Annotated in this window: 23 protein-coding genes; 13 read left to right on the top strand and 10 right to left on the bottom strand. The window is 40.9% G+C overall.

Going from position 1 to position 24650, the window contains the following annotated elements; all coding sequences use genetic code 11:
- Positions 1–54: 54 nt before the first annotated feature.
- The 6 genes from J8L97_RS17135 to J8L97_RS17110 all read left to right on the top strand — a co-directional run bounded on the left by J8L97_RS17135 (position 55) and on the right by J8L97_RS17110 (position 5766).
- Positions 55–795: an energy transducer TonB gene (locus J8L97_RS17135; protein WP_211051642.1), complete on the top strand. Its 741-nt coding sequence runs from the start codon at positions 55–57 to the stop codon at positions 793–795.
- Positions 796–818: 23 nt separating this feature from the next.
- Positions 819–1325: a MotA/TolQ/ExbB proton channel family protein gene (locus J8L97_RS17130; protein ID WP_192509664.1), complete on the top strand. Its 507-nt coding sequence runs from the start codon at positions 819–821 to the stop codon at positions 1323–1325.
- Positions 1318–1725 (top strand): biopolymer transporter ExbD, encoded by a 408-nt coding sequence (locus J8L97_RS17125; protein ID WP_211051640.1) that lies wholly within the window; start codon positions 1318–1320, stop codon positions 1723–1725. The genes J8L97_RS17130 and J8L97_RS17125 overlap by 8 nt, the downstream gene beginning before the upstream one ends.
- Before the next feature lie 174 nt (positions 1726–1899).
- Positions 1900–4005 carry a TonB-dependent receptor domain-containing protein gene (locus J8L97_RS17120; protein ID WP_211051638.1) on the top strand — a complete coding sequence of 702 codons (2106 nt, stop codon included), beginning with the start codon at positions 1900–1902 and terminating at the stop codon, positions 4003–4005.
- A 9-nt stretch (positions 4006–4014) separates the two neighbouring features.
- Positions 4015–5085: a hemin-degrading factor gene (locus J8L97_RS17115; protein WP_210995135.1), complete on the top strand. Its 1071-nt coding sequence runs from the start codon at positions 4015–4017 to the stop codon at positions 5083–5085.
- A 471-nt stretch (positions 5086–5556) separates the two neighbouring features.
- A complete protein-coding gene (locus tag J8L97_RS17110) occupies positions 5557–5766 on the top strand; it encodes a cold-shock protein (RefSeq protein ID WP_192509668.1) in 210 nt (69 codons plus the stop codon).
- A 362-nt stretch (positions 5767–6128) separates the two neighbouring features.
- Here J8L97_RS17110 and J8L97_RS17105 read toward each other — a convergent pair whose 3' ends face one another.
- Entirely contained in the window at positions 6129–6659 is a 531-nt protein-coding gene (locus tag J8L97_RS17105) for a substrate-binding periplasmic protein (RefSeq protein ID WP_247688712.1), read from the bottom strand.
- A 414-nt stretch (positions 6660–7073) separates the two neighbouring features.
- On the opposite strand from J8L97_RS17105, the gene J8L97_RS17100 reads away from it, so the two are divergent.
- The 6 genes from J8L97_RS17100 (at position 7074) to J8L97_RS17075 (ending at position 14529) form a co-directional block, all read left to right on the top strand.
- Positions 7074–7733, top strand: coding sequence for a GntR family transcriptional regulator (locus J8L97_RS17100; protein ID WP_192509670.1), 660 nt, complete (start codon positions 7074–7076; stop codon positions 7731–7733).
- A 22-nt stretch (positions 7734–7755) separates the two neighbouring features.
- Positions 7756–8649, top strand: a complete 894-nt coding sequence (prpB, locus tag J8L97_RS17095; RefSeq protein WP_192509671.1) for a methylisocitrate lyase — start codon at positions 7756–7758, stop codon at positions 8647–8649.
- A 108-nt stretch (positions 8650–8757) separates the two neighbouring features.
- The gene (gene prpC, locus J8L97_RS17090; RefSeq protein WP_211051636.1) at positions 8758–9879 is read left to right on the top strand and encodes a 2-methylcitrate synthase; all 1122 of its coding nucleotides are present in this window, start codon (positions 8758–8760) and stop codon (positions 9877–9879) included.
- Positions 9880–9972: 93 nt separating this feature from the next.
- Positions 9973–12564, top strand: coding sequence for a Fe/S-dependent 2-methylisocitrate dehydratase AcnD (acnD, locus tag J8L97_RS17085; RefSeq protein WP_211051633.1), 2592 nt, complete (start codon positions 9973–9975; stop codon positions 12562–12564).
- 121 nt (positions 12565–12685) lie between these two features.
- Complete coding sequence (gene prpF / locus J8L97_RS17080) at positions 12686–13861, top strand: 2-methylaconitate cis-trans isomerase PrpF (RefSeq protein WP_211051631.1); 1176 nt, start codon at positions 12686–12688, stop codon at positions 13859–13861.
- Between the two features lie 77 nt (positions 13862–13938).
- Complete coding sequence (locus J8L97_RS17075; RefSeq protein ID WP_211051628.1) at positions 13939–14529, top strand: LysE family translocator; 591 nt, start codon at positions 13939–13941, stop codon at positions 14527–14529.
- 79 nt (positions 14530–14608) lie between these two features.
- Here the strand turns inward: J8L97_RS17075 and J8L97_RS17070 are convergent, their stop codons facing one another.
- Together J8L97_RS17070 and J8L97_RS17065 are read right to left on the bottom strand one after the other, a co-directional pair.
- Positions 14609–16891 (bottom strand): ATP-binding protein, encoded by a 2283-nt coding sequence (locus tag J8L97_RS17070; protein ID WP_211051627.1) that lies wholly within the window; start codon positions 16889–16891, stop codon positions 14609–14611.
- Positions 16878–17903, bottom strand: a complete 1026-nt coding sequence (locus J8L97_RS17065) for a cytochrome-c peroxidase (protein ID WP_211051626.1) — start codon at positions 17901–17903, stop codon at positions 16878–16880. The genes J8L97_RS17070 and J8L97_RS17065 overlap by 14 nt, the downstream gene beginning before the upstream one ends.
- Before the next feature lie 269 nt (positions 17904–18172).
- On the opposite strand from J8L97_RS17065, the gene J8L97_RS17060 reads away from it, so the two are divergent.
- Complete coding sequence (locus J8L97_RS17060; protein WP_211051624.1) at positions 18173–18769, top strand: ACP phosphodiesterase; 597 nt, start codon at positions 18173–18175, stop codon at positions 18767–18769.
- Between the two features lie 297 nt (positions 18770–19066).
- Here J8L97_RS17060 and J8L97_RS17055 read toward each other — a convergent pair whose 3' ends face one another.
- Genes J8L97_RS17055 through J8L97_RS17025 form a run of 7 tightly spaced genes read right to left on the bottom strand, consistent with a single transcriptional unit; the run spans position 19067 to position 24428 of the window.
- Positions 19067–19513, bottom strand: coding sequence for a DUF2799 domain-containing protein (locus J8L97_RS17055; RefSeq protein WP_211051622.1), 447 nt, complete (start codon positions 19511–19513; stop codon positions 19067–19069).
- 10 nt (positions 19514–19523) lie between these two features.
- Positions 19524–20888, bottom strand: a complete 1365-nt coding sequence (locus J8L97_RS17050; RefSeq protein WP_211051621.1) for a tetratricopeptide repeat protein — start codon at positions 20886–20888, stop codon at positions 19524–19526.
- A gap of 4 nt (positions 20889–20892) precedes the next feature.
- Positions 20893–21549, bottom strand: a complete 657-nt coding sequence (locus J8L97_RS17045) for a hypothetical protein (RefSeq protein ID WP_211051620.1) — start codon at positions 21547–21549, stop codon at positions 20893–20895.
- Between the two features lie 6 nt (positions 21550–21555).
- Entirely contained in the window at positions 21556–21966 is a 411-nt protein-coding gene (locus J8L97_RS17040; protein WP_192509682.1) for an ExbD/TolR family protein, read from the bottom strand.
- Entirely contained in the window at positions 21963–22355 is a 393-nt protein-coding gene (locus tag J8L97_RS17035) for a MotA/TolQ/ExbB proton channel family protein (protein ID WP_211051619.1), read from the bottom strand. Before J8L97_RS17035 ends, J8L97_RS17040 begins: the two co-directional genes overlap by 4 nt.
- Positions 22345–23643, bottom strand: a complete 1299-nt coding sequence (locus tag J8L97_RS17030) for a MotA/TolQ/ExbB proton channel family protein (RefSeq protein WP_211051618.1) — start codon at positions 23641–23643, stop codon at positions 22345–22347. Before J8L97_RS17030 ends, J8L97_RS17035 begins: the two co-directional genes overlap by 11 nt.
- The gene (locus J8L97_RS17025; protein WP_211051617.1) at positions 23643–24428 is read right to left on the bottom strand and encodes a DUF3450 family protein; all 786 of its coding nucleotides are present in this window, start codon (positions 24426–24428) and stop codon (positions 23643–23645) included. Before J8L97_RS17025 ends, J8L97_RS17030 begins: the two co-directional genes overlap by 1 nt.
- Positions 24429–24650: the final 222 nt, after the last annotated feature.

Below are 24650 nucleotides of genomic sequence, written 5' to 3'. Positions count from 1 at the left end.
AAGTTGCTATTATAATAATGAGAATAATAACAGTTATCATTATCAGTAATCAACATGAAGATCTTAACCTGTACCAGTATTTCCGTTATAGCCCATAGCTTATTATGGTTAGTAACGCCCTCTCAAAGCATGCAATTTGATGGTGGGGACAACGCCAAATTAATTGCATTAAAAGTTAAAATACAACAGGTTGCGACTTACTCGCTCGTAAAGCAACCGACCGAGTCAGGTTCAGAAGCCGACTTAAATAAAACCATATTTAATGGTGAGAAAAATAAATTAGCCTTACAAGAGCAAGCCGTAATTGCAAAGGTGTTACCTGCTAAGCAGTCCGTAGAGCGAGTCGATAAGATAGACCACCAGCCAGTTCATCCCGTCGTTGATGCCGTAGCGCCGACAGATGTATCGATAGAGCCACCAGAGCAGAAAAAAATAGATGAAGATACCGTTACTGAGGTTGAAGCGACAGCTATTCAACTTGCGGCGCAGCATAGTGCGAATAATGCTCCCATTAATGTTACTCAGTTGCCGCTTTTTAAAATGCCAAGACCTGCATTGAAATATCCGTTGCGAGCTAAACGCCGAGGCCAGCAAGGCGTCACTATTGTCTCTATTGAATTAGATGAATACGGGGCTATTGTCGCTGTTGCGTTGGTCAAAAGCAGTGGTTTTTCGGTACTAGATAAAGCAGCCCTGAATAATGTAAAACAATGGCAGTTTCACGCTGTAGAGCGCTACGGACATGCCGTAAAAGCAAAATTCACTGTGCCTGTCGAATTTAGCCTCACAAGTTAATTTTATCAACTGGAGTAAGTACTATGAATGAAATAATTACGCAGTTAGGAATGATGCAATGGCCATTTCTTGTTTTGTCATCAGTGGCACTGACACTGATTTTAGAAAGAGGGTGGGTGCTGATCGAAGGCGTTTGGCGATTGGCGAGCATTAAAACATCTTTACGGGAAATACAGGCAACTCCCGAACGATTACAACTTCATATTCAGAAACAAGTTGCTCGGTGGCGGAAGCGTTTATCATTGATCAGCCTAATAGGCATGCTAAGTCCACTCATGGGGCTTTTCGGAACTGTTTGGGGATTAGTTGTGATGTTTAAAGGCATTGCAGATACGCAACAAGCGGTTACGCCTGCACTATTGGCTGATGGGTTATGGGGAGCAATGTATTCAACGGTCGTTGGATTAGCCATTGCAATGCCTTGCATTGTTTTCAATGGGGTTTGCCAAGCATTGGTTGAGCATATGCAAACAGAATTGACTTTGTTTGCTAATGAGCAAATTGTTACTACGCAGGCGCAACATGCTTGAATTACCAAAACCCTCAGAGAATGCGTTAGTCCCAGACTTAACAGCGTTGTTGGATGTGTTATTTATTGTACTGGTTTTTTTGCTTTTAAGTGTCGCAGTCCAAGTTAATGTGATGGAAGTGTCATTACCTGATGCTGGAGATAATGGTAGTGCTGTGTCAGAGCAAACGCCAGTAGTACTAAGTCTCATGTATCACGACAATCATGTTAGCTATGCACTAAACGATCAGCCTTTTAGCACCCAAGAAACTTTAATGCAGGCAGTTAAGCACATAGAGTACGTAAGCCCAGTATTTATTGCTGTTGATAAGCATGTGCCTAGTGAGGCTCTGGTGCAACTATTAGCCAACCTTAGCCAAGAAAATCGATCTATTGCGAATATATTAATTGAACGCAAATAAAAATAGTTATCATTATTATTTTGTTGTGATATATTGCGCGCCATAAGTTAAAACCGCGCATCTTTCAGTATGGAGTTAACACCAATGCTTTCGCATTGGTGAAGGAACTGAGTTAAATGGGGCACTGAAGAGCACGGTTTGTTTTTGCTATTAATATTTAATCAGGAGTACCCCATGCGTTTATCAAAAATTAGTTTGTGCTTGGCAACATTTTCCCTTCCTCTGATGGCACACGCTAATACTCAAAATACCAATGATGCTGCTATCGTGACATCGTTAGATGCGGTAACGGTAACGGCTACGCGCACTGAAAAAACCGTGTTGCAATCAGCACAAGCTGTTAATGTCATTTCGAGTGAGCAAATAGAGAAGCAATTAGAAAGTAGCTTATTTAACACCTTGGATATGATCCCAAATGTCAGTGCAAATGGCGGCCCTAGAAATGGTGGTCAAAAGTTCAATATTCGAGGTTTTAGTGATGCTGAAGATGTGTTGGTAACCGTCGATGGCATGGTACAAACATTTGAAAAATATCGAATGGGAAGCTTGTTCACTGATTCTGAATTGTATAGAACGATTAGTATTAAACGCGGCACGAGTACAGTATTGCATGGTGGTGGTGCATTAGGTGGCGTTGTACAGCTTGAGCTCAAAGGTGCAGCCGATTTTTTACGTGATGGAGAAACCGCTGGAGCGAAGGTGAAATTGGGTTACGATAGCAATAACGAACAAAAAAATGGTTCTGTATTTGCTTTTGCAAGACCAACAGAAACGCTAGATTTACTTGCAGCAGTAGTCAAACGAGACAGTGATGATTTTGAACTATCTAATGGTGAAATGTTAGATAATTCAGGGATTGAAAATAGTTCGGTATTACTTAAAGGTGAATACTTCCTTACAGATGACTCTCTATTAGGTGTGACTTACACAACCACACAGGATGCACAACGAACTGAGTTTAATACAACGGATGCTGGCGCATGGGGAACGGTTTATCGAGAAGTCGATCAAACTGCGGCAAACTTAAGTTATGAACTGATGCCAAGTGATAACCCTTACTTAGATTTAACTGCAAAGCTAGGGTTCACAACAAGTCAGGTAACAGAGACTGACGGTGAGGGCATGTTGAAAGATTTTGTCGGTATAAAATCGACATATGAATATAACATTACGACGTTAGATGTAATGAACACATCAAAAGTAGCTGGTCATGCGTTGACTTATGGCGTGCAATATACCGACAAAGAACGTATTGGCGAAAAAACAGCACTGCCCTGTGAGCGTATTAACTTTGAGACCTATGCATGTGAGCAATATGGCACGGTTGCCCAAACAGGTGAAATGACTTCTCAGCCTGGCGGTGACCAGGTACGTACAGGTGTGTATATTCAAGATGAGTTTAAGCTACAGGATTTGACTGTGATTACCGGCGTTCGTTATGAGCGTTATGAAACAAATCCAACAGCCAGTTTTTCGGCAAAGTTCAATGATTTAGATACGAATGTTACGCACAGTGATTGGGCTCCTTCAATTAGCCTTAATTACCAAGTAACGCCTGAACTGGCAATATTTGTGAATCGACAGTCAGGCTTTAGGGCGCCGCTTATTGATGAATTATACGATCAATATGGCGGTCGTCAAAGTGCCCTTAATTTAGACATTGAGTACAGTGATAATAGTGAGTTAGGGATGACATATAGCGTTGATAATGTCCTAAACAACACTGACACTTTAAATCTACGAGTGATGTATTTTGATATTAGTGTTGACGATGAAATTACTTCACTAACCAGCGAAACGCAAAACCCAATGCCCAATCCAAGATACGCCAATCGAGCAAGTAACGACAGAGACGGATTTGAACTTGAACTCAATTATGCGAACCAATATTTATATTCGAACCTAACGTACAGCACGATTGACGGGGAAGATAATACAGGTAAAGCGCTTTGGTATTTACCGGCAGATAAATTAAGTGTGGATACTGGGTTTTCAATGCTAGACAACACGGTAATGCTTGGGGCAAAAGTTGTTCATACTAGCAACCGAGATGTTGAAAGTTATAACCGCAGTACGCGTCAGTATGGTGTTGTAAAGCATCAAAGCCATACATTGTGGGACTTATATGCCAGCTGGGATGTAACACAAGACGTAAACTTGCGTTTAGCGATTGATAATGTCTTTGACAAAGAATATACAGTGATTGCGGGTACAGGTGGTGGTATTGGTGATTATGGTGTTGGTCGAAGTGTTAAAACTCAAGTGAGCTGGCGTTTTTAAGGAGGATTTATGAGCACGCTATTAAAGCAGTATCAAAAGCTGATCAGTGATAACCCGAAACTTCGGGCTGTAGAAGCGGCAAAAACATTAGGCGTCAGTGAGGCGCAGTTACTTAATGCGCAGGTTGGCCAAGGTGTTGCGAGATTAGACGATAATCAGATCCCCGCGATTCTGAAAAACTTGAAACGACTTGGTTACATTATGGCGCTAACCCGCAATGGCTCAGTAGTAAATGAAATAAAAGGTGTTTACGACAAGTTATATATTTCTGAGCATCAAGACAAAACTATGGGGATTGCTATTAACCCTGGTGGGATTGACATGCGTTTGTTCATTCATAATTGGCGCAGCGTATTTTCGGTTGAAACGGACAGCTATTCTAGTATTCAGTTTTTTGACGCCTATGGCCAAGCAGTCCATAAAGTGTTTACCACAGCTGAGTCAGATTTGAATGCCTTTTTGAATTTACGAGAACGGTTTAAATTAACAGAGGCTCTGGATTTTAGTGTCGACAATGCCACGGAACAAGTTAACGAAGCAGATAGGGCTCAGTGGCATATACCAAGTGAGCAACAAACGTTAGCATTTACACAAGCTTGGTCAGATTTAAATGATGTGCACCACTTCCCTAATTTACTTAGGGAGTTTAAGCTCGCTCGGCTACAGGCATTAGAGCTTGCGGGCGAGCCTTGGAGTGCCGAGGTGATACATAATGTTTTAGAAACTGTCTTGACACAAGCCAGAGATAAGCGCATGGAAATAATGGCATTTGTAGGAAATCACGGTGCAGTGCAGATTTTCTCCGGTACAGTGCAAAACTTAAAACAAGTAGGTCCGTGGTTCAATGTACTTGATGAACGCTTTAACCTCCATGTGAAAATAGAACAGATTAGTCGTGCGTTTGTTGTACGAAAACCGACGGACAATGGCAACACCATCGTGTCATCTATTGAATTCTTTGATAAAATGAATAACACGGTACTGACGTTGTTTGGTCGTCGCGCAGAGGGAAATACACAGAGTTCAGAGTGGCAAGCTTTGTGTGATAAATTAATACAAAACAAGCGTGAAATTGCCTAGATAAAATGTTTTTCGTATGCATATAGCATATAGCATATAAGTAAAGATGTAAAAGCCAGTACAATACTGGCTTTTTTCATTAACTGCCTTAAAAATAACCAACGGAAAATGAGTACCTATCGTTTACTTTAAGGTTTAAACGGCGTTGGGTTGCTCAATACGGAGGTTGCTTGTTTATTGAGCTTTATTGTTGTTTTTCTGATGTTTGTTGTTTTATTTTTCGCTTTGTTTGGTGATTTAGATGTTAAATGTAATGGAAAGTTCATGTACCTTGATGGTAAAAAGCATTGACTTAGAGTTGCATATCTATACTATTAGGTATAGACAAAAAATATGTCAGTGTTTATAAATCTCCATTACGTTGTTGTATAAGTCTAACTTGTAGTACCGTCCTGAAGTTTTTAAGTACCGTCTAGTTTTTGCTCTATGCGCCCATATGGGCATAGTTATAATTTTTTCAGGATATCAGATATGTCTAATACAGTAACTGGCACAGTTAAGTGGTTTAACGAGTCTAAAGGTTTTGGTTTCATCGAACAGGAAAATGGCCCAGACGTTTTTGCTCACTTCAGCGCTATCAAAGGTGACGGATTCCGTACGCTAGCTGAAGGCCAACGTGTTGAGTTCACTCTAGCTACTGGCCAAAAAGGTCCACAAGCAGAGAACATTACGCTGCTTTAAGCGATAAATGCTGAGAAAAAAAAGCAAGCAGAGGCTTGCTTTTTTTGTGCCTAGCGATAAATGCCCAGTATATATGATGTGATATAAGAGGGAGAGCTTTGTGTCATTTACCAGTTACAGGGTGAAGAATACTACCCAGATTATTATCTTTTAACGCGTCAGACAAAAACATTGCGAGGATATCTGGGTAGCAAATTGGTCGGGTAACACGTTCAATCGCGCTTGTACCAATTGAAGAGTGGATATGGATCACCCTGCGTTATGGCGGCGCATATATATGCTTGCTTAGCCTCACTCATCATCGTCTGTAATCGGTCTACCGACGATAGAAGGTAGCTCTGGGTATCGTTTTTCACAGTGTTTTATTGTGACATGACGCGTTTGTATTCCTTTGAATTTTGCATTGTTTTATGGGCTGCTCTCAGTGCCCGCACAATACTCATAGGTGTTGTAACGCTGGCTGCTAAGTAACCGTTTAGCGTTAACTCAGGGACTTCATAAACAAATCTAAAGCTGTCGCCCGGTAATCCAAATGAGCTTGCCAGTGGCGCTAGGTAACGGGCATCGTCTAAAATAATATCGACTTTTTTCGCCATCAATAATTTGTAAGACTGAGCTATGTCTGCTGTCAATATGTAGTCAAACCCATGAGATTTCAAAACAAGTTCGGAAATATCCCCTCTTTGTAGTGCGAGTCGGTAAGGGATTGCTTGAGTAAGGCTTGCTATTTTTATGTCCGTTCGTCCTTTAAGGCTTACAAAACCTAATTTAAAAAGCGCTACGGGCCCAATCCAGTGAAACAGTGGCTCTCTTTCAGTTGTTCTGGCCATACTGTAAATGAGTGTATTGGGATGCTTTTTTGCTAGTAGATAGGCGCGAGCCCAAGGGTACATGGTAAATCGTGCATTGATTTGTGCATGTGTCAGAATTTTTTTACTAATTCGGTGCTAGTTCCTGCTACTTGGTCGTTTTGTAAGAGCTGATTTGGGGGAGAAAGCTCAGTGACAACCTCCACACTAACGGTGTTTATATTAGCTTTACCCAAGGCCCACTGAGGTATGAAGAGCAATACGAAGAGTAGGTACTTTGTCATTCAACCTCCCTTCGTAAATTGTTATTTAATTTATATGTTGTGCATTTAAGTGTAGCAAACATCGCCATGGTCGCGAATTTACCTATATTCACCATATTTATAAAGACTATTTGGTGTTTTGTCGACAATCTGTGATTTTGAATGTTGACGTAAACGTAAACTAGATCTATATTATCTGCCCATAAGCATCACCAACAAACTTCAAAAGGCAGCAATGGCCATTTTTAAAGAGCAGGCAATAACAGCATCTGATAAAGCATTCTTTCGATTGAGAAAAGAGATTGTTGATGGGGTTATCCCTGCGGGCTCTAAGTTGAGTGAAATGGAATTGTCGACAAACTATGCGGTAAGCCGTGCTGTTGTGCGTGAAGCAATTAACCGCCTTGAAGCATGTCATTTAGTCGAGCGTAAGGCGAACGTTGGTGCGCGGGTGGTTTCTTTAACTCCCGACGGGCTAATAGAGCTCTATCAAGTACGTGAGTCGCTTGAAGGGATGGCAGCAAGGCTTGCTGCACAAAATATGTCAGAAGAGGAAATTTTGGATCTAAATACCCTGCTGAATAGTCAATCCGATGAAGTGAAAACTGCCGAACTTTATTATCAAGAAGCGGGTGACCTAGATTTTCATTATCGTATTATTCAAGGTAGCAAAAACGCGTATTTAATCTCAATGTTAGTAAACGGTTTATATCATTTGGTGCGCATGTATCGAGTTCAGTTGGGGATGGCTGGTCCGAGAGTAACGAGCGCATTTGATGAGCATAAAAGCATAGTAAAGGCGATAAGTCTTCGAGACTCAGAGTTGGCAGAAATGCTAATGCGTCGGCATATTATGTATTCAAAAAATAATATAAAAGCAAAACTTCAATCATAAGATCAAGCTAAGAGAGAACATCATGAGCACAGGATATAAAAGCCCAGGAAAGACTTTTCGAGACGCACTGACTGCCAACCAGCCATTGCAAATTGTTGGTACTATTAATGCCTACAGTGCGATTATGGCTAAGCAGATTGGCCATCAAGCAATCTATTTATCGGGTGGCGGTGTAGCGAATGCTTCTTATGGTTTGCCTGACTTAGGTATGACGTCATTAAATGATGTGATTGTTGATGTTCAGCGTATTACAGCTGCATGTGACTTACCTTTAATGGTAGATATTGACACGGGTTGGGGTGGCGCATTCAACATCGCAAAAACCATTAAAGATATGGAAAAAGCAGGTGCAGCCGCTGTACATATGGAAGATCAAGTTGCGCAAAAGCGCTGTGGTCACCGACCGAATAAAGAAATTGTTTCGACCGAAGAAATGGTAGATAGAATTACAGCTGCGGTAGATGCTAGAACAGATCCTGATTTCTTTATCATGGCGCGCACAGATTCATTTGCACAAGAAGGGCTTGAGGCTGCTATTGAGAGAGCAAAAGCTTATGTGGCCGCAGGTGCCGATGGTATTTTTGCTGAAGCGGTAAAAACAGAGGCTCATTACCGCGCATTCAGTGAAGCGCTTGACGTACCAATTTTGGCGAATATTACCGAGTTTGGTCAAACAGAATTATGGAATAAAGAAGAGTTAGGCCAATGGGGTGTGGACATGGTGCTATATCCACTTAGCGCCTTTCGGGCAATGAACAAAGCAGCCGAAAACGTTTACCAATCAATTTTATCAGATGGCGATCAAAAAGCTGTCATCGATACCATGCAAACTCGTATGGATTTATATGATTACCTTGGTTATCACGTGTATGAGCAAAAACTCGATTCACTGTTCGCTGAAGGTAAAAATAAATAGTAATAGATATTTTTATTAAGGGCCTGTAGATACAGGTCCGTAAAACAGCAAAATTATACAAAATAACTATCAATACCCAGCAGGTTAAAAATTTCAGGAGAAAATACCATGGCAAAAGCACTCAGTGGTGCTGGCCTTCGCGGTCAAGTAGCAGGGAAAACAGCATTATCAACAGTAGGTGTGTCAGGATCAGGCTTAACGTATCGCGGCTATGATGTAAAAGACTTAGCGCAAAACTGTGATTTTGAAGAAGTTGCACATCTTATTTTAAAAGGTCATCTTCCAACACAAGCGGAACTAGACAGCTATAAAAATACACTACGTTCGATGCGTGGTTTACCTGTTGCGTTAAAAGAAGTGTTAGAACGCATTCCAGCTGATGCACACCCAATGGATGTGTTAAGAACAGGTTGTTCAATGCTTGGCAATTTAGAAGGTGAATCTAGCTTTGATATTCAAGGTCAAGTCACTGACCGCATGTTGGCGTGTTTCCCGAGTATCATTTGTTACTGGTATCGCTTTAGCCACGATGGGGTGCGTGTCGAAGTTGAAACCGATGATGATTCAATCGGTGGACATTTCTTACATATGCTGCATGGTAAAAAGCCAAACGAACTGCATGAGCGTGTGATGCATGTTTCACTTATTCTTTACGCAGAACATGAGTTTAACGCGTCAACATTCACTGCACGAGTGTGCGCGTCAACGTTATCTGATATGCATTCATGTGTAACGGGAGCAATTGGATCATTACGTGGTCCACTGCATGGCGGAGCGAATGAAGCAGCAATGGAAATGATTGAAGGCTTTACGTCTGCTGATCATGCCGAAGAAGAAATGATGGGTAAATTGGCTCGTAAAGAGAAGATCATGGGCTTTGGGCATGCAATTTATTCTGAGTCAGATCCGCGCAATGAAATTATTAAGCAATGGTCAGAGAAATTGGCCAACGAAGTGGGAGATACTGTGTTATATGCGGCTTCTGAGCGCTGTGAAGCCGTGATGTGGCGTGAGAAAAAGTTATTTTGTAATGCAGATTTTTTCCATGCATCAGCTTATAACTTCATGGGTATTCCAACTAAATTGTTTACGCCTATTTTTGTGATGTCTCGATTGACAGGTTGGGCTGCACACGTCATGGAACAACGTGCAGACAATCGTATTATTCGTCCATCTGCAGATTACACCGGTGAAGATTTACGTCCAGTAACTCCGATTGCTGAACGTTAATTTGCACGCTTGATACTTTTGGCAAAACACCTACTCTGGTGTTTTGCCTCTTTGCTTTAGAACCGTCACCTTATTTTGCCTGTGGATGTAGTTATGAACACAAAATTCCGTAAACTGTTGCCAAATAGCCAGTTAAGCTTTTACGATACGCGCGAAGCCATTGAGTCGCTAAAACCTGGCGCATACGATACGCTGCCTTACACTTCTCGCGTATTGGCCGAAAACCTTGTACGTCGTTGTGAACCTGAAAAGCTAGATGCGAGCTTGACGCAAATTATTGAACGTCGTCGCGATTTAGATTTCCCGTGGTTTCCTGCCCGTGTGGTGTGCCATGATATTTTAGGTCAAACAGCTTTGGTTGATTTAGCCGGTTTACGAGATGCAATTGCCGCCAAAGGGGGAGATCCTTCAAAGGTAAATCCAGTTGTACCTACGCAGCTTATTGTTGATCATTCACTGGCTGTAGAGCATCCGGGTTTTGAAGAAGATGCATTTGAGAAAAATCGTGTAATCGAAGACCGCCGCAATGAAGACCGTTTTCACTTTATTAATTGGACAAAAACGGCATTTAAAAATGTTGATGTGATCCAGCCGGGTAACGGCATCATGCATCAGATCAATTTAGAAAAAATGTCGCCAGTGGTACATGCACGTGATGGTGTTGCTTTTCCTGATACATTGGTTGGCACAGATAGCCATACGCCGCACGTTGATGCACTGGGTGTTATCGCCGTAGGGGTCGGTGGCTTAGAAGCAGAAAGTGTGATGCTTGGACGTGCTTCTTACATGCGTTTACCTGATATTGTGGGCGTTGAGCTCATGGGTAAAGCACAACCGGGGATCACAGCCACAGATATTGTACTGGCGATCACTGAGTTTTTGCGTGCTGAAAAAGTGGTGGGAGCCTATCTTGAATTTTACGGTGAAGGGGCTGCCAGTTTAACCCTTGGCGATCGAGCGACCATTTCTAATATGACACCTGAATATGGTGCAACCGCAGCGATGTTTTATATCGACCAGCAGACTATTGATTACTTAAAAATCACAGGGCGCGATGATGAACAAGTTCAACTGGTAGAAAATTACGCTAAGCACACCGGTTTGTGGGCTGATAGTTTAGAAAGTGCTGAATATGAGCGGTTTTTAAAATTTGACTTGTCAGCGGTTGGGCGCAATATCGCCGGGCCTTCCAATCCGCATAAACGGGTAGCCACCGCTGATCTTGCTAAAACAGGAATTGCCGGTAAGGTTGAGCAAGAAGAGGGTAAAATGCCCGATGGGGCAGTGATCATTGCTGCTATTACAAGCTGTACAAATACCAGTAACCCACGCAATGTTATTGCAGCTGGATTATTAGCGCGTAATGCAAATGCGAAAGGCTTGGTACGTAAACCTTGGGTTAAGTCATCGTTGGCACCGGGCTCCAAAGCTGTAAAGTTGTATTTAGAAGACTCAGAGTTACTCCCTGAGCTTGAACAGCTTGGTTTTGGTATTGTCGCGTTTGCTTGTACCACCTGTAATGGGATGAGTGGGGCCCTTGACCCGAAGATTCAACAAGAAGTTATTGATCGAGATTTATATTCAACAGCTGTATTGTCGGGGAATCGTAACTTTGATGGTCGTATTCACCCCTATGCAAAACAAGCATTTTTAGCATCCCCTCCTTTGGTGGTGGCTTATGCCATTGCAGGTACTATCCGCTTTGATATTGAAAAAGATGTACTTGGACATGAGCAAGATGGCACGCCTATTACTTTGAAAGACTTGTGGCCAAGTGATGAAGAGATTGATGCAGTTATTGCGAAAAGTGTAAAGCCAGAGCATTTCCGTCAAGTGTATGAGCCGATGTTTGATTTAACAGTCGATTACGGTGAAGACAATGATCCATTGTATGACTGGCGCAAAATGAGTACTTACATTCGCCGCCCGCCTTATTGGGAAGGTGCATTAGCTGCTGAGCGCACAATGAAAGGCTTGCGTCCGCTTGCCGTGCTAGGTGACAATATTACAACTGACCACTTATCACCTTCAAATGCCATTATGGCAAGCAGTGCCGCAGGTGAATATTTGGCAAAAATGGGCTTACCAGAAGAAGACTTTAACTCATACGCGACACACCGAGGTGACCATTTAACGGCGCAGCGCGCAACGTTTGCCAACCCTAAGTTATTCAATGAAATGGTACGTGATGATAACGGTGAAATAATACAAGGTTCATTAGCACGCATTGAACCGCAAGGGCAGCAAACACGCATGTGGGAAGCGATTGAAACCTACATGGAACGTAAACAGCCTTTGATCATTGTGGCGGGTGCTGATTATGGACAAGGCTCATCACGAGACTGGGCAGCCAAAGGGGTTCGCCTAGCGGGGGTGGAAGTGATTGCCGCTGAAGGGTTTGAGCGTATTCACCGTACCAACTTAATTGGTATGGGTGTATTACCCCTTGAATTTGCTGCGGGTACAACCCGTAAAACGTTATCGATTGACGGCACCGAAACATATGATGTTGAGGGTGATACAAGCCCTGGTGCAACGTTAACGCTTATTATCCATCGCGCAAATGGTGAACGTGTTGAAGTACCGATGCTGTGCCGGTTAGATACGGCAGAAGAAGTGTCGATTTATGCAGCAGGTGGTGTATTACAGCGTTTCGCGAAAGATTTCTTAGAAGCAAATACGTAATTTCTTTCATCTGAGCACGACGGTCTAGGCTTGAAATACGATGATTTTTTCAGGTCTAACTTCTTTTAGTCATGATATGTAATGGGCTTTTATGCAACAAAAGCTCTACCAAGGAATTCTGATGTCTTATAAACCACAAATCAAAATACCCGCAACCTATATGCGTGGTGGGACAAGTAAAGGGGTGTTTTTCAATTTAACTGATTTACCTGAAGCAGCCCAACACGCAGGCCCACAAAGAGATCAATTACTGTTGCGTGTGATTGGCAGTCCAGACCCTTATGCCAAACAAACAGACGGTATGGGGGGAGCAACATCCAGTACCAGTAAAACGGTGATTTTATCCAAAAGTAGTCAGCCAGATCATGACGTAGACTATCTGTTTGGTCAGGTTGCGATAGACAAACCTTTTATAGATTGGAGCGGTAACTGCGGTAACTTAACTGCTGCTGTGGGGTCGTTCGCTATCAGCAATGGTTTAGTGGATGCACAGCGGATCCCTGAAAATGGCATTGCGATTGTGCGTATTTGGCAAGCCAATATTCAAAAGACCATTGTCGCTCATGTGCCGATCACCAATAATGAAGTGCAAGAAACTGGAGACTTTGAACTCGATGGTGTGACATTCCCAGCAGCAGAAGTGGTGGTGGAGTTTATGGATCCGGCGGCGGGTGGTGGTGCAATGTTTCCATCAGGGAACTTGGTTGACACTTTGGAGGTGCCAAATATAGGCCGCTTTAGTGTGACGATGATCAATGCCGGGATCCCGACTTTATTCTTTAATGCTGAAGACTTAGGCTATGAAGGAACAGAGTTACAAGAAGCGATTAATAATGATGAGCAAGCGCTTCAACGCTTTGAGACCATTCGCGCCTATGGCGCAGTTAAAATGGGAGTAATTAGTGATATTGAAGAGGCTGTAACTCGACAGCACACGCCAAAGATTGCATTTGTCAGTCATGCCAAAAGTTATACTTCATCAAGTGGCAAGCCGATTGGTAGTAATAATATTGATGTGTGTGTACGTGCATTATCAATGGGTAAATTACATCACGCCATGATGGGGACAGCGGCGGTCGCCATTGCCACAGCGGCGGCGATACCTGGCACTTTGGTGAATAGTGCAGCAGGAAGTATTGCACGAGACAGTGTGACGTTTGGTCATCCGTCGGGCACTTTAAAAGTAGGTGCCGTGGCCCGTGAGGTGAATGGCCAGTGGCAAGCAAAAAGTGCAGTAATGAGCCGTAGTGCTCGTGTATTGATGGAAGGCAATGTAAGAGTACCGCACAGCGATTAGTGTCTTTATCAATCAAAATAAAAAAAGCCCTACAGGGCTTTTTTACTTTAATAATTTCATTTTTAGGGTGAATATGTATGGAATCAATAATATCACTCGTGTTTACTTCTGCATTGCTTTTAGGCTCTCCAGGCCCTGCGCCGTTGGCATTAGCTGGGGTTGGTGCTAGTTTCGGCTTTAAGCGTGGTATGGGTTTTTTAAGCGGTATATTGTGTGGGTTGTTGGTGGTGATCATTGCTGTTGCCTGTGGGCTGGGTACTTTATTTATGGCTTATCCAACCGCCAGACTATTTTGTCAAACAGTCGGTATTGCGTATTTATGCTATGTGGCATACAAAATCGCGTCGGCACAAGGGGGGATTTCAGGGTTACATGGTCCAGCCCCGAGCTTTAAAGATGGGTTTATTTTAAATTTGATCAACCCTAAGGCATATGCCGCTTTTTTAGCGATTTTTGCTAATAATATACTGGTACTTGAAGACCCTTTCGTTAGCGCAATTGTAACGGGTGTCGTGTGTTTTGTTGTTGCTGTAATCGTGGATGGTCTGTGGATGGCTATTGGAGGAAGTCTGCGCCCATTTTTTTCTAAACCCGTACAGGCAAAGTGGTTACGGTGGACTCTTTCAGCCGCGTTATTAGCGAGTATCATCATAACCGCCATTCAGTAAGTATGCTGAATATGGAAAATGATGTGTTTGTGGCTTTTACTCCGAAATATGAGTGAGTAGCTGAGTTTCAACATTGAGATTAGGCACTCAGATCTTTGTTCGTTAAGTAAAGACTAATAAGCTGTTGCAAGGCTTGTGTGTCTATGGGCTTGGCTAGATGGGCATTCATGCCGATACTTAAGTATGTATTGATATCAGATTCCATAACATTAGCTGTGAGTGCAATGATTGGTAGTTGTTTGCTATTGAAATGGTGTCTGATTTCTTTTGTTGCAGCAATTCCATCCATGACCGGCATTTGAATATCCATGAGTACCAAATCAAACTGTTGTGATAATACTGCATCTATGGCTTGTTGACCGTCCGCTACCATTTCTGGTGTTAACCCCATTTGTTCCAATAAACGTTTGCTAACGAGCTGATTAATCGGGTTATCTTCAACTATCAAAACTTTGTAGCAATTCAACTTTGCACGACTTGCCTCAGGATTATCAAAAGCCTGATGCTCGGGTTTATCATTATGGATCTGAGAGTTTGGTTCGGTAATAAGTTTATTTAATCGGGATGGGTTCAGTTCACTGTGTAATAGCGGTAAGTGTAACTCAGAGAACCTTTTATCGAAAATATGTGTTCGGCTATCGGTTATTTGATATAAGCATGTTGTTACAGAGGGGGCTATTTCTATCGTTTCTTGGAGAAGTTTGGCTTGAATAAATGCAATGGCAGGATTGAGCCCGTTAAGCAGCTTTTTGAAGTGCGCAATGTCTAGCGCAAGATGCACATCATAACGCCAATACAAGAGTTGTTTTTGTAGGGACTTACCCGTTGGAGTATCGGGGTAAAGTAACACACAGCTTTTCTGTGAGTATGCTTCAGTGGGCATGGGATTTGGCAGTGTCACAGGTAAAGAAAATTGGAAAACAGTTCCACTGCCATGCTTACTTTTTACTCTTATGTTGCCACCCATAAGAGTGGCGAGTTGTTTCGAAATAGCAAGGCCAAGGCCCGTGCCACCAAATTTTCGTGATGTTGACATTTGTGCTTGTGTAAAGCGTTTAAAAAGCGTATTTTTTTGTGCTTGAGTAATTCCGATCCCGGTATCAATCACTTTGAATAGAATATGCGCGTGCCGTTTTTTGGATATAGTGACTTTTACATCTAACTTCACAAAGCCAGTGTGGGTAAATTTAATGGCATTGTTTAATAAATTCAATAAAACCTGATTGATGCGTCCTTCATCACCATTAAAATGATCATAGCCATGATCATTGATCGTAAAAATCAAACCCAGCCCTTTATCTGTAGCTGACTTAAGTAATAGGTTTTTTAAGTGGTTGAGCACATTTGATAAGCGGAAATCACGAAGTTCAATATCAAGCTTATTTTCTTCTATTTTTGAATAATCTAAAATGTCATTGATGATCCGTAATAAGTTTTTAGTAGAGTAATCGAGCATACCTAAATGAGATTTAATTTTACTTACATCAGTTTCTTTTAAGCAGATTTCACTCAGCCCTAAAATACCGTTCATAGGTGTGCGAATTTCATGAGACATATTAGACAGGAATTGACTTTTTGCGATTGATGCTTGTTCTGCTTGGTGCGAACGATATCGTAGCAAGCTGTTTATTTTTCTAAAAATAACGCTGAGCAGTAAGATGAAAAGTAGTGCTACCACAAGAATAAAATAAATGATCTGTTTATTACGCTTCTCTAGGGTTTTGCTAATCCTAATTTTTTTTATTACGATAGCTTGAATGAGTGTTTGTTGTGTTAGCTTTAATATTGCATCATTAACCACATGCTGATTAGAAATTAAAAACAGTATATGTTTGTTGAGTTGTTGCCATTTCTGTTGATTAGGGTACGCACTGGCTAGTGTATTTGTGTGTTTGTTTAAATACAGCTCAACTGATTGTTGGTTAGTAATTGATGGTTTATTATAAAATGAAAGAATTTTACCAAATAAAATATTGGATGCATTGTTTTTGTTCGTATTTTGTTGAGCCTGCGCGATGATTTTTCGAGATGTTTTTAAGACACTTATAATTTGTAAGTACTGGGATATGGTATGACTTAAGCCGTACCAGTTATTGACAATTTCGGTGTCTATTATGGGAGATAACATGAGTTTATCGACGGTAAGCTGTCGAGTCGCTTGCTTGTCAAAATAGGTTACCGTGTCGTTATTAACGAGTAAAGTCTCTATAATTAGTTCATTAAGAGCGGGTTCGAGTTGGGCGTAAATATCACGCTCTGCATAGCTGTGCTTTTGCAAAGCAAGGTTATCAACTGTGGTAATAGAAACTGCTAAGATGAAAATCAGAATGATAATTTCGAGCGCATATTCACGGAGTATCATGGTCAACTCCTTCACTGCTAAAAGCGTGTAATAGTGAGACGATATCTTGTTGGGTTTGGGCTGATAGTTCAGTTCCCAGTTGTATTTTAGCCATAATAGTGACCGCTTCATCTAATGTTGCAACCGAGCCATTATGAAAATAGGGAGCGGTTAAAGCGACGTTGCGTAAACTTGGGACTTTAAAAACATGCTTATCATTGGGGTTCTTGGTTACGTTGTAACGGCCTAAATCTTTTTTTAATACACCATGTATTTCGTCAATACGGCCTAGCTTTTGATACATGTTACCACCAATATTCCTGCCTTGATGACAACTTACGCACCCCAATTCCTGAAAAGCATTCCAACCTCTTTTTTGTTGTGCCGTTAATGCATTCAAGTTACCTAAAATGAAGCGGTCGAATGCGGAGTTGGGTGTAATCAAGCTTGATTGATAAATGGTAATGGCTTTACTTATGTTGTGCTGCGTAATGTCGTTTTCATTAAGATCTTTAAAGGCTTGTTTAATCTTTGGCTCATTATTGAGTTTGCCGATTATTTGTTGCCAGTTGCTGTTCATTTCAACCGGGCTATGAATAGGCCCTGCAACTTGTTCAAATAGATCTGTGCTTCTGCCATCCCAAAATTGTCGAAAATTAAATACCGCGTTGAGTACCGTAGGAGAATTACGTTCACCAAGCGCATTGTTAACTCCAGTTGAAAGTGCGAAACCGTCGTCACCACCATAATCAACAAGGTGGCATGATGCGCAAGAAACAGTGTTGTCGTCAGATAGTAACTTACTATTAAACAGCGATTTGCCTAACTGTACCCAGGCTTGATCAAAGTTCGCTTTCGCCGGTATTGGTTGAATAGGCCCGTTAACGGTGATAAATTCAAAGTGAGGTTTATTAGAGGTTGACGTTAATGTTGCCTTAGAATCATTTGCTAACTTTAACCACGCATACCCCGCGATAATCAATACAGTGACAATAGCCATATAAGCCATATGCTGTGCATAATTATTTTTCACTTTTCAGCAAACCCTTTGCCCATGATCTTCTGCTACTAAGTGTAGTCACCTTTTTATTTTAAAGGGGAATTAAAAGTAAGATTTAGCTATTTGCAACGAAATAGTTTAGGACGTTCACTACCTGAGCGCATTGAGTTTGAGTGCTTACAAAATAGGCTTGATTTGAATCTGTTTTATATGGAAAAATCACGTATGTTTATTATTCAATCGTACTCATTTGTTGGTAAACTAACGGTAAAAAATGTTGTACGTCATCACTTAGGTGCCATTTGAATTATTTAGCTCATCTTTATTTTGCCCAAGAAAATGCGCATTCTTGTTTTGGCAACTTGCTTGGCGATTTTTGTAAAGGCGTAAATATTGAATGCATTGAAAAACCAGTCAAATTAGGGTTAGATAATCATCGGTTGGTTGATGCATTCACTGACAGCCATATTGCAGTGAAAGCGGCAAAGCAACGATTTACACCAAAGAGGCGACGTTTTTCAGGGGTTGTTTTAGATGTACTGTTTGATCACTTTTTGATAAATCATTGGACATCATACAGTGATGTGTCGTTAAGTGAATTTAAACATTCTCGATATGCCTACTTGATTGAAGCAACGCCTAATATGCCAAATCATATGTCTCACGTTATAACACGCATGGTGGCAGAAGATTGGTTTTCACGATATGAGCAACTCACCTCCTTAAGTGACGTGTTGGATAGCATTGCGCTGCGGATCCGATTTTCTAACCAGTTTGAAGGGAGCATTGAAGATATTATTGAGAATTATGAGTACTTTAATGATGTTTTCCTGCATTTTTTCCCAGATTTACTTCGCTATGTCACAGAAAAGAGCATCGAAAGACCAACGCAGTATTAGGGGGCTGTTGATCTTTGCTGTTCTATTTTTGTTCTCTTTGAGCATGCTTTTATCGCGGTGCTTAATATGTGGCCTAGTAATCTAAGCGAATATTAAGCAACAAAGAGAGAGGGGTGCTCAAAAGAACCAGTAGGCAGCGCTTGATTGGCTTTCTTACTATGTTATAGGCTGTCTCACATGGAATAACCATGCTACGCAGCCTCTGCCTTGTATAAAATCCAACTGCTGCAAAAACGAACCTGAAAGATCAACAGCCTCTAACGTCGCAAGTTTTAAATATGCTTTATTTTTGCCAAGTCAATTGCCATTCCCACTGCGTGGTGTATTTGCTGAATTCGGCATTGACTCACGCATACGTTTTTCTCTTTCCATTTCAGCGAGTGTTTGATCTCTAATCAGTTTGGCTTGACGATATCCAGTGAGAAATTCTTCTCGTAATTCTAAAGGGCAAATTGAGTCTGATGTCAGACCGCTTTCACCGATTTTAAATCCATTATCAAAGGTACAGTACTCAATGAGACCATCGCTATAGCCATCAACGAAAATAGGTTGTGCAAGAGCTGCTTGTTGTGAGTTACATATTTTTTTAACTTGGTCAAAGATCCTGATACTTTCGCCTTTCATGGCTGAAGAATAACCTAATTTCTTCCAGTTTTGGGTGCCACATTGTTCTGCTGTGATAAAGGTTTCAGTGCTACTGCAGGCACTTAAGAATAAGGTTAATAAAATTATTGGGTATCGCATTTTTTCTTCCTTAGAGTTGGGTTTTGTTATTAGCTCTTACGAGGCTTTCAATGATTTCAATTTGGGCTTTGATCCCTGGTGTATCAGGATATTTTTGACTGACGTCTATGAGTAACAGATGAGCGGATTTAATGTCGTTGGTATTGATATATATTTGTGCTCTGCCGAGCATTGCAGCTAAGTTTGTGGATTCAACCGCTTGTGCTCTTAAATAAAGAGATTCAGCATCGACAAATTGTTTTATTGTCATTAAGAAATGAGCGTATTGAATGAGCGCTGAGGCATTGTTGTTATCAAAATCCAAAGCATCATTGAAATATTTTATGGCTTTATCAACCTGATTTTTTTGTGCATAAATAGCCGCTCGATATAATGATAATGCACTTTTGTCGACATCAGAAGTGTTGGTTTTGATAAGGTATCGACTAAGAATACGTTCACTTTCAGAAAAGAGCTTAGCTCGGTTTAACCAATATAAATATTCTTTGATCACATCAATCGGCACGTCATTTTCTTTGATGTTTTTATCAATTAACGTAATTGCTCTTTGAAAACTCTGAGTACGAAGGTGCAATTGGACGGTTGTTTGTAAATTCTGTTGCGATACATCACCTAATAGCAGGCTATATTCAAGAGAAGTTAGCGCACTATCAAAGTCTTTAGTCTCTAGTTCTATTGCCGCCTTTGTCAGCCAAAATGATTGTTGTTTCGGGTGTTTTTTGATCAGCTCATTAAGCAATGCATGCGCACTCGGGAACATTTTTGATTCTAATAATGCGGTTAACAGACCTTGTTGCCAATCAGGGTTTTTCGGCTCTAATGTAAGCGCTTTTTGATAAGCGTAAATAGCAGAGAAAGCCCCGTCAAGCTGCAAATTTAAATACCCTAATTGACCATGGATCAAAGCACTTGAAGAGCCTAAAGATATGGCTGTTGAAAAATGTTTTTGTGCTTTATTAAGTTGTTGAGTAATGAGATACAATTGCCCTAAATCTTCATGCACACGAACAAATTGAGGTTTTCTCTTTAACACACTGAGATAAGTGGCTTCTGCTTTATCGTATGCTTTAATGGTAAAGTATACTTGCGCTTTGAGTGTCAACAAGGCGGGGCTAAGCTCAATATCATAATATGTATCTAGTTTGTTTGAGACAGCTTGAAAATCTTTGTTTGCCAGCAAGGCTTTTAATTCTTCAGCAAGCTCGTATTCCTCAGGTGCAAGCGTGGATTCGCGTTCTGAATATACCTCATTAAATGCAGGTATGACGAAGCGCACAGGATCTAATTCCACGGTGAGTTGGGTTTTAGTTGCGAACACAGGTTCATGAAATAGAGAGAAAGTAAGCGCAAGTATTATCGTTATTATGTGTTTCATATGATTATCCGTAATTAAAGTTAATACCATAGAAATATACGGCTTGAACGGGCCGACCTTCTTTCTTTGGGATCTCAAAACGCGCGTGCCTTACCCACTCTCTAATTGTATCGACCATTTCGGGGTAAACAGCATCGACGATTTTTTTTATATAGGGTTTACCGGTTTGATCGATGATTAACTCTACTTTTGTTTCAATTCTTTTATTACCGTACTTTCGGATGGATTTTGGTGGTTTAATATATTGTTGACGGACGACAATAGGAACCCGGTCTAAATGTTCAACTTGGAGCATCGGAATACTGGACGAAAATGTATCGATGATTTTAGACTCTTTTAAGTCGAGCTCAGGTCGCTTTAAATCACTGACCTTAGGCATAGCCATGGTTGGTGTGTCGCTATATTGCATAGCTACATTGCCTGTGAGTCCAACAACGTTTAAAGCTGCGGTGCTACTGCTTGATTGCTGTGTTTCTAGTATTGGCGGCGGTGGCGGTGGCGGCGGCAATGTTGCAACATCGATTTTAGTATGAATTACGGTCTCTTTTGGGGCCGTTGCAACGCCTTTGATCAGTAACATGATAATAAATAATGTCGCGACACAGAGCAAAGCGCAGGCTCCGATGAACATACGTATTAAAGGCAGTTTATAGCGTTTCATGCTGACTTATTCCCCTGCAACGGTAGCGAGGTTAATATTATTGATACCAGCTAGTTTTGCTTGATCTATCACGCTGACAAGCAATTCAGTGGTAACCGTTTTATCAGCTTGAATTATAAGCGGACGAGGATCTTTATCGTTGATGTGACCAAGCGTTGACCTTATTCCTGCAACCCCTATATTTGTGCCACTGTACATCACCTGTCCATCAGAGGTGATAGCAAGAAGCAATACGGTCTTTTGTAAGTTCTGGCTAGAAACTGCGGTTGGTTTGTCGACCTCTACACCTGTCTCTTTAACAAATACAGTTGTAACAATGAAGAATATCAGGAGTATAAATACCACGTCGAGTAAAGGTGCAAGATCGATATCTTGGCTTTCTTGTTCAGTTGTCCGAGCGTCTAATGAAGATTTCATTTTAGCACCATGATTGACTTTTTATATTGAGATGAGAGGTATTGTCGTAACACTACAGCGGGAACGGCTAGTATTAGCCCTAATTGAGTGGTTAATAGTGCGTCTGATATGCCTCCAGACATAATTTCATTTTGGCTAAGACCATGATTAGCAGAAATATAATTAAACGTAGTGAGTAGTCCATTGATTGTACCCAATAATCCAAGTAAGGGGAGTGCTGCGATGAGTGTTGATATCGGTTTACTCCAATAACTCACTCTGGCCAACCACTGCGTGCTAGGGTGACGTACTAATAGTAGTTCAATCAATAAACAGTATGACACCACAGCAACACCAAGCAGCGCTAAAATGATAGGGTTGGTGAGTATGTCAATATAATTACTGCTCATTTTTAAGCTCATTAGAGTTAAACTCAACTTTACTTAATTTGGTTGCAATTGCTTCCAAGCGTATGTCAAAACTTTTAGACTTCTTATTCAGTAACGCACTGGCTATGAGTGCAGGAATAGCAACGATGAGACCTAGTTCAGTAGTGATAAGTGCTTGTGAGATGCCTCCAGATACAACCGAGGCATCACCTGAACCAAACACATTCATCATCATGAAAGTGTGTATCATACCAGATACAGTGCCAAGTAATCCTAGCAGTGGCGCAACAGCTGCACACGTCGTAATAACACCTAAGTACTTCTCATTGCGATATTTTTGATCTTTTAATTGCGCTATTAGTGAGTCATCGCGCTTTTGGGATATGGGCGTAGATTGTGCTATTTCAACGAGTGACTTTTGAATTGGTGCTAATGTGGTAACGTATGTTTGTAGCCTTGTTGAATCTTGTTGATGTATATAGGTTTCTATCTTATCGACCATTTCGCTTGCCAACTTGGGTAAACGTAAGAATTGTTGTGCTTTAAAAAGTGCAGTCATCAATGCGAAAAAAGCAAATAAAAGTATAGGATATGCCCAAATACCCCCTTTTTGAATATAGGCTGATATTGAAAGCTGCTGTTGATTTAATTTATCTGCATTACCTAGTGTGGGGTCAAAGTGGAGTTCTGTCTGACCTTGAGCGCGTAACTGAGATAAACTGCTAAATAAAGTACCGTTATCATTCAGTGTATTTGTCGAAATGCGCAATAGCGCATTATCGTCATTTATGAACCCTGCACTACTTTCATTAACAGCAACAGAAATAGGGCCAAGGGCCAGGGTTTCGAACTGTTGTAACTGGCTACTATTGTCAATGATTTGCTTTGTTTTCCATGAAGGAGAAAGCTTTTTTTCTAGAAACGCTTTTACTTGTTCAAACTGTATTATGTTGTTGCTATCAGCAAGGGGAGACTGGGTTTGACTTGCAAAGCTTTGCACAAGTTGCTGCTGATAATTTTGTTGCGCTTGCCATGCTTGAACGCGTGACTTTAATGTTTCTAAGCTAAGTAGCTGTTCATCCTCTGCGCGTTGAATATTCGCTGCTTTTTGACGTAGTGCTTTAATTTTACTTAATTTTTCTTGAATCTGTTTTGCTAATATATGATGCTCATTATTAATATCTTGTTGTACTTTATGAAGTTGTGATTGTGCAGTATCGATACGTTTCAAAATCTCATCTGACAGAATGTCATTGGCAAAACAGTTGGCGCTGCTGAAAAGCATTAACATGACAAGGTGCTTTATCATTATAAACTCCCTTGGTCGTTGTTAAGTAATGCCAGAGGCAATTGCACATATTTTGCTTGGGTTGGCGTACGAATAATCGTGGCAACTTGGGCTATTTGGTCCGCTGAAATGGGGGAGGTAAGTAATTCTTGAGCTTCATTATTGTGCCACCACCGCCAACCATTCTTATTACTTTGGCCATAACCATAAAATTGCTTATCAGCAGAAATGTACCAGCCGTGACTAAGGCCTAAGTAAATTTGATCTACTAATATTTGCTGTGTTCCCCCACTTGTGGGGATATTTAATAGCCTTGTGTGCAATGCGACTCGGTTGTTGAAATCATCAGCTTGTTTGAGGAGCTTAGTTATACTCTCTAAACGATTTGAGTTGTCTTTATTGGCTTCTAAGGTGGGTAATTCAGCAGCCCATAGAGTCTGTACGGGGGCAGGTAGTGTTGGCTTTGTGCGATTGAGGTGTGAAATAATAGCCTGAATATTTATTGTTGATTTAGCTTGATGTTGCTCTAACTTGGTTTGTTCCTCAACAAGTTCAATACGCCGTTCGCTCACTTTGGTATTATTGTTTTTTGAAAATTCAATAAGCTTTTCAAGCGCTTCTTGCTCTTTGTTAAGTAAAGAAAGTTGTTGTTCCAAAGTGACTTTTCGTATTTTCCAGTTGCTTTGAATACTGCCAATTTGTTGCTCTAGGTTCAACCATTGCTGTAATACTTCTTGAGTATCACTTTTTTCGTAAGCGAAACTGTATGATGACATCGCTGTCATTAAGAGTGCAATCCTAAACATGGTGTTCCTTATTATTATTCTAAGCGCGGTTCGACACATAATCGTTTTAATAATCAGTATTATTAAATGGTGCTTTATAAGAAGTCAATAACCATTTTTAGTACCATAGTATAATGAATAAGCGACTTTTATCAGAACAATCACTTTATTACTTACCTTTTAAATGAAAGTGTGGTTAATATTAAATTATTTGGTTTTTTAGACTCTAATCTTTTTTTCCTA

The organism is Pseudoalteromonas sp. MMG012 (assembly GCF_018100875.1).
GTDB classification, from domain to species: domain Bacteria; phylum Pseudomonadota; class Gammaproteobacteria; order Enterobacterales; family Alteromonadaceae; genus Pseudoalteromonas; species Pseudoalteromonas aurantia.
Note: the sequence above shows the minus strand (reverse complement) of the source record. Positions and strands in the feature narration are given on the sequence as shown.